This window comes from Brevundimonas sp. (genome assembly GCF_036732845.1).
Taxonomy (GTDB): domain Bacteria; phylum Pseudomonadota; class Alphaproteobacteria; order Caulobacterales; family Caulobacteraceae; genus Brevundimonas.
On record NZ_DAINBO010000003.1, the window covers coordinates 82,298 to 95,197 of the forward strand.

Sequence of the window (12,900 nt, forward strand, 5' to 3'; positions counted from 1 at the left end):
GCGGTCACTCCGCCCGGTCCCCCAGTCGTCGGTTCCTCAGTCGTCGGCCCCCCTGGGCGCCAGCCTGACCGGCGTCGCATCGCCCGGCCCGACGCCGTGCGGGCACGGCTCCCAGGCGAAGGTCTTGGAGTAACAGATGCGCGCCTCGCGGAACCAGCCGTCGGCCAGCACCACCCAGACCGCACGCTCAGGCAGGCCGGGATTGGCCTGGGCGAAGGCCCGGCGGATCGCTCCCGCCGTCAGATCGGCGGCCGGAATGGCCTCCAGGTCCGGCCGCTCCAGCCCGTTCCACAGCCGCGCCGCCTGGTCGAAATAGGCCTCCGGCGTCGCCCAGCCGCAGGTCCCGTGCGCGGCCCACTCATGCTGTTGCAGCGACGGCGAGGGGGTCATGCAGAAATTCCGCCTGACCGTCTCGGCCCGGATCGCCGGGGCGGCGGCGCAATAGCGCGGATGCCGCGTCCGCGTCGGCCCGTTCGGCCACAGTCCATGCAGCGTCAGGCCGAAATGGTTGTCGCGGCACTGATGCTCGGCGTCGGGATAGTCGGCGCCGCTGCGGCACGCCTGGGGCGACCAACTGACGGCCAGCAGATGGTGCGCCGTCGCCACGTCGGTCTCGATCTCGTCGGCGGGCGGCGCATAGGCGCGGGCGGGGGTCAGGTTCGCGGGAATCACGCAGCGCTCGCCCGAGGCGGAAACCGGCGTCTCGGCCCGTTCGCCCGCCCACCCGCACCCGGCCAGCAGCAACGGGACGGCCAGCATCCCCGCACGACGGATCGCTTTCGATGTCACGGCTGAACCACCCTGATCTCGGGCCAGCGGCCGCGGGCGTTGTCGAGGGTCCGCGCCCAGCCCTTGGCCAGCGGCCGGTTCGGATTGGGCCGGATGACCATGTCGAACACGTCTTGCAGACCGAAGGGCGCGATCACGCTGATGGCGTCGTCCGCCTCCAGCCGCACCCCCACGGCGAAGGCCGGGGCCACAAAGCGGGCGGGCGCCGCGTCGGTGTCGGGCAGGGGATCATAGTCCTCGCCGAACCGATCCTTGAACCAGACGTGCACCCGCGCCTGATTGCGCACCTCGACCTGGCTCTTGAACGGCTCGTCGAAGGCGGCGGCGACGCGCCGGATCACCGCGTCCTCGGCGTCCCAGCCGATGTCCGAGGCGTCGAAATAGCCCAGGTCGTAGTCCTTGATCCCATAGCCGGCGGGCCGGCCGGTCTGGGCGTTCCACACCGCCTGATAGACGGCGCCGGAGAATATCCGCCAGTCCGGCAGGCCCAGCCCGCGCACGACGCGCAGCACCTGCATCAGGTCCGGGTTCGCGCGAACGATCTCGACCAGCCGCGCTTCCAGGTCGCCGCTCATCATGACCTCCTGACCGGCCAGGCGTGATCCAGCGGCCCATGTCCGCCGCCCAGGCCCGGCGCGCGGCGGATGGCCTCGGCGACATAGGCCCACCCTTCCGCGACCGCGACCTCGACCGGCTTGCCCTGGGCGATTCCCGCCGCGCAGGCGCTGGCCAGGGTGCAGCCGGTGCCGTGGGTGCTGCGCGTCTCGACCCTGGGTCCCTCCAACAGGGTTTCGCCCGACGACGTCAGCAACAGGTCGACCACCGTGTCGCCCGGCACATGGCCGCCCTTCATCAGCACGGCCCGCGCGCCCAGCTTCAGCAAGGCCTCGCCCGCCCGCCGCTGCCCGTCCAGGTCGATGACCGCCAACCCCGTCAGGGCCTCGGCCTCCGGCGCATTGGGCGTCAGCAGGGCCGCGCGCGGGATCATCAGGTCGCGCACCGCCGCCACCGCCCGGTCCTCCAGCAGCGGATGGCCGCCCTTGGCGATCATCACCGGATCGACCACGGCGGGGGCATGGGCCGTGTCCAGAATGGCCGCGACCGCCTCGACCGTCTCGACCGAACCCAGCATGCCGGTCTTGACCGCATCGGTTCCGATGTCGTCCAGCACCGCCCGCGCCTGAGCCGTGATCAGGTCCAGCGGCAGGGGATGCACCCCGTGCACCCCCAGGGTGTTCTGCACTGTGATCGCGGTGATCGCCGTGGCCGCGTGGCCGCCCAGCATGGTCACCGCCTTGACGTCCGCCTGCACTCCCGCGCCGCCGCCGGAATCCGAACCGGCGATGATCAGGACGCGGCCGAGCGGGGCGGTCATGGCGACTCCATGGGGATTGAACGGCCTTGATAGGCCGGGATCGCCGCTTGCGTCACCCCTTGGCCGCGTTCGCCACGGCCGCCTGAAGCTTCAACGCCTGGACTGTCTGACGCACGTCGTGAACCCGGATCACGGCGGCGCCGCGCCGCGCCGCCTCCAGCGCCAGGGCCAGGGACCCGCCGATCCGGTCGTCGGGATCGGCCGCCGTCGGATCGACCGCCTGGATCACCCGCTTGCGGCTGGGGCCGTACAGCACTGGAAAGCCCAGGGCGGCCAGTCGGTCCAGATGCGCCGTCAGGGCCAGGTTGTGTTCGGCCGTCTTGCCGAAGCCGACGCCGGGGTCCAGCCAGATGCGGTCGCGCGCCACCCCCGCCGCCCTGGCCGCCTCGGCCCGCGCGGCCAGGGCGCCGAACACCTCGGCGACCACGTCGTCATAGCGGGGGTCGGCCTGCATGGTGCGCGGCTCGCCCTGCATGTGCATCAGACAGACCGTGCAGCCCAGCGCGGCCGCCGTCGCCAGACCGTCCTCGGCCCAGGTCAGGCCGCTGACGTCGTTCCAGATCGTGGCGCCCGCCGCGACGGCCGCCCGCGCCACGCCGGGTTTAAGGGTGTCGATGCTGATCGGCCCGCCCCACCGGGCGCGGACGCCGGCGATCACCGGGGCGACGCGCGCGATCTCCTCGTGTTCGTCGACCGGCTCGGCCCCCGGCCGGGTGCTTTCGCCGCCGATGTCCAGGATGTCGGCGCCCTGGGCCGCCAGCCGCAACGCATGATCGACGGCCGCCGCCGCCGAACCCAGCCGCCCGCCGTCCGAAAAACTGTCCGGCGTCACATTGACGATGCCCATGACCAGGGGGCGCGCCATCGCTCACTCCCGTCCGATCAGGCCGCTGAGGGCCTTCAGATAGGCCGAGAAGGCCTTGCGCCCCGCGCTCGTGATGCTGACGCGGGTCAGGGGCTTGTTGTCGCGAAAGCTCTTGTCGATCTCGACGTATCCGGCCTTCTCCAGCGTCTTCAGATGCACCGACAGATTGCCCTGGGTCGCCTCCAGCACGGTCTTCAGCTCGGTGAAGTCGGCGGTCTCGACATCGGCCAGATAGACCATGATCCCCAGCCGCATCCGGCCGTGGATGACGTCGTCGATCTTGCCGAGATCGCCCAGAGACATGGATCAGCCGGCCTGGCTCGCGCGGGCCTCGCGCAGCATGATCCATCCCGGCAGGGCGAACAGCAGGAACAGGGCGGCGGTGCAGACGTAGAGATAGAACTCCGACTGACGCACCAGCAGGCCCAGGGCCACGGCCGTCAGCCAGCCGCCCACGGCGGTGGCCAGCATCCAGACCTTCTTCTTCAGCACCCAGGCGACGACCCAGGCCGCGGCCTGCAATCCGAACACGACCGCCGGATAATAGAGCCAGATGGCGAAGTCGCCGTCGCGCGCCGCGCCCACGCCGAAGATGATGACCATGGCCAGATTGACCATGCCCGCGCTTGAAAAGCCCGCGTTCAGCACTCGCGACGCCAGCGGCCCGCGACTGACGCCGTCGCTCTTGTCGCGGATGACCGCCCAGACGATGGCCGCGCAGACCGCCAGGTTGATCGCCAGGATGAAGGCCAGGTTCGCCAGGCCCGGCCAGTTCACCACGCCGATGATCTGGCCGATGTGGAACAGGCACTGCAGTCCGTACAACAGCCCCCCCGCCAGATAGGCGATGGCCATGGTGATCGACGGCTTGCCGCCGCCCTCCACGATGGAGCGCAGGAAGGCCAGGTCAGCCTCTATGGACGGTGGGCGGGGCGCGGCGGGCATGGGCGATTCTCTCGTGCGACCGGTTCGTCCGGCGTGAACCAGCGAACCGGCCTTGGCAAGTTATTCGGCGTCGGCCTGGGCCGCGCGTTTCCACGGGATGCGGCGGCCGTTCAGCCACCGGCCCATGAAACCGTGCCGAACCGTCAGCTCATAGCTGGCCAGACAGACCGCCAGCACGCCCAGCGATACGCCGCCCAGCTTGAGCCACCAGGGCGCGGGCCAGTCCTGCACCCAGACCTGGGCCAGCATGACCAGCGGCAGGTGCAGGATATAGATCCAGTAGGAGGCGTCCGCGAGATAGCGCCGGATCGCGCTGTGGCCCGACAGGAATTTCAGCGACAGACCCATGGCCGCGAAGGCGGAGCAATAGACCGCTACGGCCGCGACGATGGCCGCGACGGCCTTTTGTTGCGTGGGTTCGGCCATCGGGATCAGGCTTGGCCCGCCCGCCAGGCCATAGGCGGCGACGCCGGCGGCCGCGGCCGTGATCAGGAACAGCGGCGACCAAGCGGCGATCCGGTCCAACAGGTCCCGGCGACGGTCCAGCAGGAAGCCGAAGCCGAAGGCCAGGCCGAAACCGACCAGGGCGGCGGTGTTGGGAACCAGGCCCGTGTCCGGCGTCGGCACCAGGAAGTAGGCGATCCATTTCGGGTCCAGCCACAGGGCGTAGGCCAGGGGAGCGGCCAGGATGAACGGCGTCCACGGCCCGGTCAGAAGATCGGTCAGCCGGTCGACCGTCCGGCCCCAGCCGCCGCCGCGGTCCAGCGCCGCGAACGGCAGGCGCAGGATCAACAGGGCGGCGTAGAAGATCATCAGCACCCACAGGAACCACAGGTGGGTCAGCGGCAGATTGGTCCAGTCATAGGTCGGCGTCGGCGGCGGCGGCGCGCCCGGCGTGATCAGGCCGTTGACCTGGGCGTTCCAGACCAGGGCCGCGACGATCCCGCCCATGACCGGAAACCAGAAGGCGACCAGCGGCCCGGCGATGCGGATCACCCGGTCCTTGGCGAAACCGAACCAGCCTTTGCGCGCCAGCATCATGTGGGCGAACAGTCCGGCGATCAGGAAGAAGGCCGTCATGCGGAACAGGTGGATGGCGAAGAACAGCCAGGCCGCGCCGATGGAGCGGCTGTCGTCGGCGACGATCCACATCTGCTCGGGAAAGAACGACAGGCTGGCGTGCAGCACCACGCCCAGCAACAGGGCGCCCGCCCTCAGGGCGTCCAGGCCGTGCAGGCGCTCGGCGGGTTCATGGGTCGACATCGACGATCCTCCTCCTCGGTCGAGAGAAGCGGCGTATCGCACAGACAAGTTTATAATGCAAACTAGTTCATCTAAAGAACGCCCGCACGGCGAACCGGGCGGGCGTTCTCGTCTTCAGATCGGCGTCAGTGGACGGTCGGCTGCGACGCCTCGGCGCCCTCCGCCGCCGGGGTCACCGGCACCGAGACCGAGGGACCGGCATTGGGGAAGTTGTCCGCGTCGCGGCTGGGGGCCAGCCCCTTTTCCAGCAGGTCGCGGATCTCGTCGCCCGACAGGGTCTCGTATTCCAAAAGGCCCTGGGCCAGCTTCTCGTGGTCGGCCTTCTTCTTCTTCAGGATCTTGCGGGCCTCGTCCCAGCCGTTGGTGACCAGCCGCTTGACCTCGGCGTCGATGATCCGGGCCGTCTCCTCGGAGATGTTCTGGGTGCGCGAGACCGAATGGCCCAGGAAGACCTCCTCCTGGTTCTCGCCATAGGCCACCGTGCCCAACTGATCCGAGAAGCCCCAGCGCGTGACCATGGCCCGCGCCAGTTTGGTGGCCTGTTCAATGTCGGAACTGGCGCCCGAAGTGATGTTCTCCTTGCCGAAGATCAGCTCCTCGGCCACCCGGCCGCCGGCCATGATGGCGATGCGGTCGACCATCTGCTGGTATTTCATCGAATAGCGGTCGCCCTCGGGCAACTGCATGACCATGCCCAGGGCGCGGCCGCGCGGCACGATGGTGGCCTTGTGCACCGGGTCGGCCATCTTGACGTTCATGGCGACGATGGCGTGGCCGGCCTCGTGATAGGCGGTCAGGCGCTTCTCTTCCTCGTTCATGGCCATGGACTTGCGCTCGGACCCCATCAGGACCTTGTCCTTGGCGTCCTCGAAGTCGCGGTGGGTGACCATGCGGCGGTCCTTGCGGGCCGCCGTCAGGGCCGCCTCATTGACCAGATTGGCCAGGTCGGCGCCCGAGAAGCCGGGCGTGCCGCGCGCGATGGTCTTGACGTTGACGTCGGCGGCCAGGGGCACGTCCTTCATGTGCACGCGCAGGATGCGCTCGCGGCCCGAGACGTCGGGGTTGGGCACCACCACCTGGCGGTCGAACCGGCCGGGGCGCAGCAGGGCGGGGTCCAGCACGTCGGGCCGGTTGGTGGCGGCGATCAGGATGATGCCCTCGTTGGACTCAAAGCCGTCCATCTCGACCAGCAACTGGTTCAGGGTCTGCTCGCGCTCGTCGTTGCCGCCGCCCAGGCCGGCGCCGCGATGGCGGCCGACGGCGTCGATCTCGTCGATGAAGATGATGCAGGGGGCGTTCTTCTTGGCCTGTTCGAACATATCGCGCACGCGGCTGGCGCCGACGCCGACGAACATCTCCACGAAGTCCGAGCCGGAGATGGAGAAGAAGGGCACGCCCGCCTCGCCCGCGACGGCACGGGCCAGCAGGGTCTTGCCGGTGCCCGGAGGGCCGACCAGCAGGGCGCCCTTGGGAATCTTGCCGCCCAGACGCTGGAATTTGCCGGGGTCCTTCAGGAAGTCGACGACCTCTTGCAGTTCGTCCTTGGCCTCGTCCACGCCGGCGACGTCGTCAAAGGTCTTGCGGCCCTTGTGTTCGGTCAGAAGCTTGGCCTTGGACTTGCCGAAACCCATGGCCCCGCGCGCGCCGCCCTGCATCTGGCGCATGAAGAAGATCCAGATGGCCACGATGATCAGGATCGGCAGCAACAGGCCGATCAGACCCATCCACCAGGCCTGTTTGACGGTCTTGACCTCGACCAGCACGCCCGCCTCGTTCAGGCGCGGGGCCAGGCTGGTGTCCGACAGCGGGGCGACGGTGGTGAACCGCTTGTCGCCTTCCTTCAGCACGCCGGCGATCTGATCGCCCGAGATGACGACCGACTTCACCTCGCCTGCCTTGGTGCGGCTGAGCAGTTCGGAATAGGAGATGGCGGTCGGCCGCGCGGCGGCCACGCCCTTGGCGCCCGGCATGGCGGGTCCGCCGTTCTGGCTCATCGCCCCATAGGCGGCCAGCAAGACCAGGATGACGGCGCCCCAGATCGCCAGATTACGCAGATTCATTCGCAGCCTCGGTCGTCCTGCGCCGGGTCGGCGCGGATCAATGGATGTTCGGGAACGAAGATAGGGTGTTCCCCGGCGTTGCGCCATTCGGCGCGGGATCGAGATCGCGTTCGTGCGGCGTTTGGTCCAGCGCCTGGGCCAGGCGCGGTCCCACCAGACAGCGAACCTCGGCTCGTCCCCATGCAAGAACCGGGTCAGAGCCGTCGTCCCGGATCAGGACGGGCAGGCCGCCCCGCACGCCCGGATGCAGGGTCTTCAGCCCGGCGCGGTCGGCGCGCGGCAGGGCCGCCATCCGTCCGGCGGCGGGCGCGACGCAAAAGCCGGCGTCATGAACCGTGATCTCGAACCGGCCGTCCCAGACCGCCGCGACGCCGGGCGTCAGGGCCAGGGGCGGCGTCGGCCGCCGGGCGTATTCCCCGGCGTTCCTGACCAGAACCATCTCGCCGCCCGCGCCGTGGCCCGCGCCATGGATCGTCGCGCCGCCCAGGGTGGCGGTGAAGGGACCGCCGTTCTCAACCCGATCGATCACCCGCCCCAGCCGTTCGCCGCGCGGCGGCCGGTCGCCGCCGCCCGCGCACACCGCCGCCGCCGCCAGCACGCGGGCCGAGGCGCCGCGAACTACGATCAGGCCCCCGGTGGTGTTCTGGATCGATGAAGGAGGCGGGACGGCCTGCGACGCGGGCGCCGAGGGTGCTCGTTCGCGCGCCGCCGCCAGGGCCGCCCGCGCCCGGCCGCGCGCGAAGCGTAGATCGGCGTTGGCCGGGTCCTCGATCCAGTCCAGGCCGCGCGCCGTCAGATGGTCGCGCAGGGCCTGGCGCGTCTCATCCAGCAGCGGCCGCAGCAGCATCAGGCCGCGCCCCTGCGGCCAGACGGGAGACGGCGACCAGGCGCGCAGGGCGCCCAGGGTCGAACCCTCGGCCCGCATCCAGTCGCCCTCGATCGCGTCGTCGGCGGTGTGGCCGGTCAGGATCACCCGCGCCCCGGCCGCCCGCGCCGCCTCGGCCAGCAGCCGGTGCCGGGCCTGGCGCGCGGCGGCGGGCAGGCCGGTCGTCGGCTTGGCTCCGTCCCAGGACAGGCCGCGCCAGTCCGCGCCCATCGCGCGTGCGGCGGTCTGGGCGCGGCGGCTCCAGTCTGGGCTGTCGGGGTTCAGGCCGTGATCGACGGTCAGGGCCAGCAGGCGCCGTCCGCGCGCCCCGGCCCAGGCGCGGGCCAGGTCCAGCAGGGCCATGGAGTCGCCGCCGCCCGACAGGGCTAGGGCGACCGGGCGGTCCACATCGCGCTCCAGCCGGGCGTCCAGCGCCCGAAAGACGCGCTCGGTCAGAAGGCCTGTCAGTTGGCCGGACACGCGGCCCGGCCGCGAAGCTGGCCGGCGCGGGTGCGCTGGGCCGCCGTGCCGCCTTGGGAATAGCGGCGCTGGAACTCGCCCAGGGCGGCGCAGGCCTGGGTCTTGCGGTCGGTGGCGATCAGGGCGTCGGCCAGCTTCAGCGTCGTCTCGCCGGCCCAGTTGATGGTCGGCCAGCCTTGCAGGGCGGCGGCGTACACCCGCACCGCGTCGGCCCGCTGATCGCGCGACACATAGAGGTCGCCCAGGCGCGAATTGGCCTCGCGCGCCTGGGGCGTGTCGGGCCAGGTGGCGATGACGGTCTGCAATGCGCGCTCGCCCCGCGCCGCATCGGTCTCCAACAGGCGCACGGCGGCGGCGATGTCGGTGGGCGCCGCTCCGGTGGGAGAGTTGGCGACGATCGGGGCGTTCAGCTCGGCCTCGGCCGCGGCCGCGTCCTCGATGGCCTTGATGCGGCGGTCGGCGTCGACCAACCGGTTGCGCAGGGCGGTGTTGTCGCGTTGGGCCTCGTCGATGCCGAAGGTCAGGCGCTCGGTCTCGGCGTTCACCCGGCGCAGGGTGTCCTCCAGATCGCTGAGGCGGCGATCCATGGATTCGACCCGGCCTTGCAGGGCGACGACCTCGGGGTCCGGCTCGACCAGCACGGGCTGGCCGGCGGCGTTGCGCTGGGTCACCGCGCGTTCGAGGCGGCGCACGTTGCGGTCCAACTGGTCCAGCCGCCGCTTGTCCCACTGGATCGGCTCCATCGGCGCGGTCTGGGCCACGACGATCCCCCCGATCAGGGCCACGCCCACGGCGGTCAGGACGATGTTTCGGGAAAGCTTCAACATGGCGTCAGCCATCCCACCGATTTGCGGCGCGGGCAAGGCGTCAGCCGGTCAGCCCCATCATGACGATGGTGGTCAGGAACAGTCCCACCACGATGACGCAGAGGACTTGCAGCACGAGGGTCCGCCACAGGGCCGAGAAGACCGACAGCCCGTATGCGCCCTTCAACTGGGCGTACATATGCACCGGCGGCCCGAAACAGACGACCAGACCCGCAAGCACGGCCAGGGGTCCCCACAGCGACCCGATCAGGATGGCGGCCGTGAACAGGATCGACATGGCCGTGATCGAATACAGCACGAAGACCCCGTGGTCGTAGAGGGTGAAGCCGCGCTTCCACAGGAACAGCAGGGCCAGGAACGGGATCGAGAAGGGCACCAGCAGGAAGCTGAATTTGTAGGCCGTCTGCTGGATCTTGTAGAGCGCCAGCTCCGGGTTCAGCGCCTTCTTGGTCAGGGTCTTGTCGAGAGCCTTGTTCCCGGTGTTGATCTTCGTCTGACCGGTGCGGACGGATTCCGACAAGGTCGCCATCCAGCCATCACCGGCGACGACAGTCGTCTGACCGCTCGCCTTGGCGGCCTTCTGCTGGTCGAGGCGCCGCTCCAGACCCGCGATGGCGGCTCGCTGGGCCGCATCCGTATAGGTTTTGCCCTCTTCCCCAACCGCCAGCTCCAGACCCGCCTGCGCCTGCGCCAACTCGCGCCGGGCGACAACCAGGCCGGCCTCCGTGCTGGCGATCTGCTGGTCGATCGTCATCGGGACCGCCCCGCCGTCCTCCCTGTGGCCCAGGAAGCTGTAGGCGAAGAACATCAGGAAGACGACGAACAGGAAGATGGCCAACGGCGAGACGTATCGGGTGCGCTTGCCCGCAATCCACTCGCGCGTCAGCCGTCCGGGGTTCAGAAACAGCAGCGGCAGGGTGCGCCAGATGCGGCCGTCGAAATGGACGACGCCGTGCAGCACCTCTTCGGCCAGATGCAGCAGGGTGCGATGCACATGGGTCGGCTGGCCGCAGTTGGAGCAGAAATTGCCCTCGGTCGCCGCGCCGCAGTCCGTGCACTCGCCGTGGGTCTCGCCCGCATGGCCGGACGGCCGTTCCAGCGCCCCGCCGATCAGCCCGGCCGTGGCCGCTCCGCCCGCTGCGTCGATGTCCATGGAATGCGTCCCCCGTCAGCGCGGCGCGGAGTTCCCGCATCGCCACGGTCGTCTAATGAAGTCGCATCCATCCGGGCAAACAAAAAAGGCGGGAAGCCGACGCCGGGGGAATGCGCCGTCTTCCCGCCCTCTGAAGACCGGCCGTCCCGCCAGGACGACCGGGATGCGATCAGCGCGGCGCGCCCGAGACGATGGCCGTGTGGGCGTTGCGGTTGCGCGCCCAGGCGTCCTCGTTCGCCCCCTCGGCGATCGGCCGCTCCTTGCCGTAGCTGATGGTGTCGATGCGGCCGGGCGCGATGCCGCGCTCGACCAGGAAGTTGCGCACCGACTCGGCGCGGCGGGCGCCCAGGGCCAGGTTGTATTCGCGGGTGCCGCGTTCGTCGGCGTTGCCCTCGATGCGGATGCGCACGGTCGGATAGCGGTTCAGCCAGGCGGCCTGGGCGTCCAGGCGCGGGAAGGCGTCCGAACGGACCTCATAGCTGTCCAGGTCGAAATAGACGCGGTCGCCGACGTTGACGACGAAATCCTGTTCCGAACCGGGAACGGCCGAGCCGATGTTTCCGCCCTCGACGCCGCCGCCGGGGCGGGTCGGATAGGTGTCGCCGCCGGGCGCGGTCGGGCCGCCGGGGGTCGAACCCTCGACGGCGGGGCGGCGCGGCGTACAGGCGGCCATGGCCACGACGGCCAGGCCCACGACGGACAGGCGGGCCAGGGTGGTGGGTTTCATCATGGGTCGTCTCCTGAAACGGCGGCGGCGAAGCGTGACTGTATTCAGTCTGCTAGCGGTGGCGGGAATGGGGCGCCAGCCATGATAACGCACAGTTGACCCGACGGTCGCCCCTCAAAAGATCAGGCCGGGCAGCTATCTGCGCCCTGGTTCAGGCCCAGGCTGGCCGGCGGCGCGTCCAGCAACGGCGACCAGGCCGGGTCCGAGCCGCGTCCGTCATAGCCCGCCTGGGCGGTCACCCGCCCTGACAGATCCACGGTCCACAGCCGGGTGTCGCCGCCGCGCGTCTGGCGCGCGAACATGATGTAGCGGCCGTTCGGCGCCCAGGACGGGCCTTCCTCGAAATAGCTGGACGACAGGATGCGCTCGCCGCCGCCGCTGGAATCCATCACGCCGATGTGGAAACGCCCGCCCTGCTGTTTGGTGAAGGCGATCAGGTCGCCGCGCGGGGACCAGGCCGGGGCGGTGTAGACGCCGCCGCCGCGCGACACCGCCCGCTGACCCGCGCCGTCGGCCCGCATCACATAGATGCGCGGGCTGCCCGAGCGGTCGGAGTTGAAGGCGATCATCGATCCGTCGGGGCTGAACGAGGGCGAGGTGTCGATGCCGGGGTCGGACGTCAGGCGCGACAACTGGCGGGTGCGCAGGTTCATCACATAGACGTCGGTGTTGCCGCCCCGGATGATCGAGAAGGCGATCTTGGACCCGTCGTTCGAGAAGCGGGGCGCCAGCACCTGGCCGTCGAACTCGCCCAGGCTCTCACGGCGGCCGGTCGACAGATTGTACAGATAGATGCGGCTGTAATCGCGGCCCAGCGCGACATAGGTGATCTCTTCCGGGTTCGAGGCCGAGAAGCGCGGTGACATGATCACCTCGTCGCCCTGGGTCAGATAGACGGGGTTGAACCCGTCCTGATCAACGATGGCCAGGCGGCTGAGGCGGTTCAACTGGGTGCCGCTCTCGGCGACATAGATGACGCGGGTGTCGAAGAAGCCGCTCTCGCCGGTCATGCGCTGATAGACGACGTCGGCGATCTTGTGGGCGATGCGGCGCCATTGCTCGGGCGTGGCGGTGAACTGATAGCTGACGAGCTGGCACTGGCGGTACGGGTCGTACAGGCGGAAACCCACGTCGTTGCGGCCGTCGGCGCGCGGAGTGACGCTGCCGTACAGCACCGCCTGGGCGCCGATGGCGGTCCATTGCGGGAAGTTGGGGGCATTGGCGACCGTCAGGCCGGTCTCGACGAAGCTGGACGGGTTCAGCGGCTCGAAGAAGCCCGAGCGGCGCAGGTCGCCCGAGACGACATTGGCGATCTCGGACCCGCTCTGGCCGCTGAAGGGGGCCACGGCGATCTGGAGCGGGCGCAGCACGCCCTGGTCGATGTCGACCTCGATCGGTCCCTGCTGGGCGGGCGCCGCCTGGGTCGGAGCGGGTTGGGTCTGGGCCGCGAGCGGAGAGCCGACGACCAGGGCCGCGGCCGAGGCCAGAAGCAGTTGCAGACGCATGACGAATCTCTCAGCGGCGATGACCTACCCCGGTCCTTATCGCCAG

The 12,900-nt window shown here is 70.0% G+C and carries 13 protein-coding genes; all 13 read right to left on the reverse strand.

Annotated elements, in window-relative coordinates; all coding sequences use genetic code 11:
* Positions 1 to 36: 36 nt before the first annotated feature.
* The 13 genes from V7D63_RS02220 to tolB all read right to left on the reverse strand — a co-directional run bounded on the left by V7D63_RS02220 (position 37) and on the right by tolB (position 12,854).
* Entirely contained in the window at positions 37 to 789 is a 753-nt protein-coding gene (locus tag V7D63_RS02220; protein ID WP_333590616.1) for a ribonuclease T2 family protein, read from the reverse strand.
* Positions 786 to 1,364, reverse strand: a complete 579-nt coding sequence (locus tag V7D63_RS02225; RefSeq protein ID WP_333590617.1) for a nucleotidyltransferase family protein — start codon at positions 1,362 to 1,364, stop codon at positions 786 to 788. Before V7D63_RS02225 ends, V7D63_RS02220 begins: the two co-directional genes overlap by 4 nt.
* Positions 1,364 to 2,164, reverse strand: a complete 801-nt coding sequence (gene thiD, locus V7D63_RS02230) for a bifunctional hydroxymethylpyrimidine kinase/phosphomethylpyrimidine kinase (protein ID WP_333590618.1) — start codon at positions 2,162 to 2,164, stop codon at positions 1,364 to 1,366. The genes V7D63_RS02225 and thiD overlap by 1 nt, the downstream gene beginning before the upstream one ends.
* A gap of 52 nt (positions 2,165 to 2,216) precedes the next feature.
* Positions 2,217 to 3,029 (reverse strand): dihydropteroate synthase, encoded by an 813-nt coding sequence (gene folP, locus V7D63_RS02235; RefSeq protein WP_333590619.1) that lies wholly within the window; start codon positions 3,027 to 3,029, stop codon positions 2,217 to 2,219.
* 3 nt (positions 3,030 to 3,032) lie between these two features.
* A complete protein-coding gene (locus tag V7D63_RS02240; RefSeq protein ID WP_333590620.1) occupies positions 3,033 to 3,332 on the reverse strand; it encodes a winged helix-turn-helix domain-containing protein in 300 nt (99 codons plus the stop codon).
* 3 nt (positions 3,333 to 3,335) lie between these two features.
* Positions 3,336 to 3,974 carry a hypothetical protein gene (locus tag V7D63_RS02245; RefSeq protein WP_333590621.1) on the reverse strand — a complete coding sequence of 213 codons (639 nt, stop codon included), beginning with the start codon at positions 3,972 to 3,974 and terminating at the stop codon, positions 3,336 to 3,338.
* A 60-nt stretch (positions 3,975 to 4,034) separates the two neighbouring features.
* Positions 4,035 to 5,237, reverse strand: a complete 1,203-nt coding sequence (locus V7D63_RS02250) for an acyltransferase family protein (protein ID WP_333590622.1) — start codon at positions 5,235 to 5,237, stop codon at positions 4,035 to 4,037.
* Positions 5,238 to 5,362: 125 nt separating this feature from the next.
* Positions 5,363 to 7,297 carry an ATP-dependent zinc metalloprotease FtsH gene (gene ftsH / locus V7D63_RS02255; protein ID WP_333590623.1) on the reverse strand — a complete coding sequence of 645 codons (1,935 nt, stop codon included), beginning with the start codon at positions 7,295 to 7,297 and terminating at the stop codon, positions 5,363 to 5,365.
* A gap of 37 nt (positions 7,298 to 7,334) precedes the next feature.
* On the reverse strand, positions 7,335 to 8,642 hold the full coding sequence (gene tilS, locus V7D63_RS02260) for a tRNA lysidine(34) synthetase TilS (protein WP_333590624.1): 1,308 nt from the start codon (positions 8,640 to 8,642) through the stop codon (positions 7,335 to 7,337).
* Entirely contained in the window at positions 8,627 to 9,469 is an 843-nt protein-coding gene (locus V7D63_RS02265; RefSeq protein WP_333590625.1) for a tol-pal system protein, read from the reverse strand. Before V7D63_RS02265 ends, tilS begins: the two co-directional genes overlap by 16 nt.
* Positions 9,470 to 9,509: 40 nt before the next feature.
* Positions 9,510 to 10,622: a DUF3667 domain-containing protein gene (locus tag V7D63_RS02270; RefSeq protein WP_333590626.1), complete on the reverse strand. Its 1,113-nt coding sequence runs from the start codon at positions 10,620 to 10,622 to the stop codon at positions 9,510 to 9,512.
* A 169-nt stretch (positions 10,623 to 10,791) separates the two neighbouring features.
* A complete protein-coding gene (gene pal, locus V7D63_RS02275) occupies positions 10,792 to 11,349 on the reverse strand; it encodes a peptidoglycan-associated lipoprotein Pal (RefSeq protein ID WP_333590664.1) in 558 nt (185 codons plus the stop codon).
* Between the two features lie 122 nt (positions 11,350 to 11,471).
* Entirely contained in the window at positions 11,472 to 12,854 is a 1,383-nt protein-coding gene (gene tolB / locus V7D63_RS02280) for a Tol-Pal system beta propeller repeat protein TolB (RefSeq protein ID WP_333590627.1), read from the reverse strand.
* Positions 12,855 to 12,900: the final 46 nt, after the last annotated feature.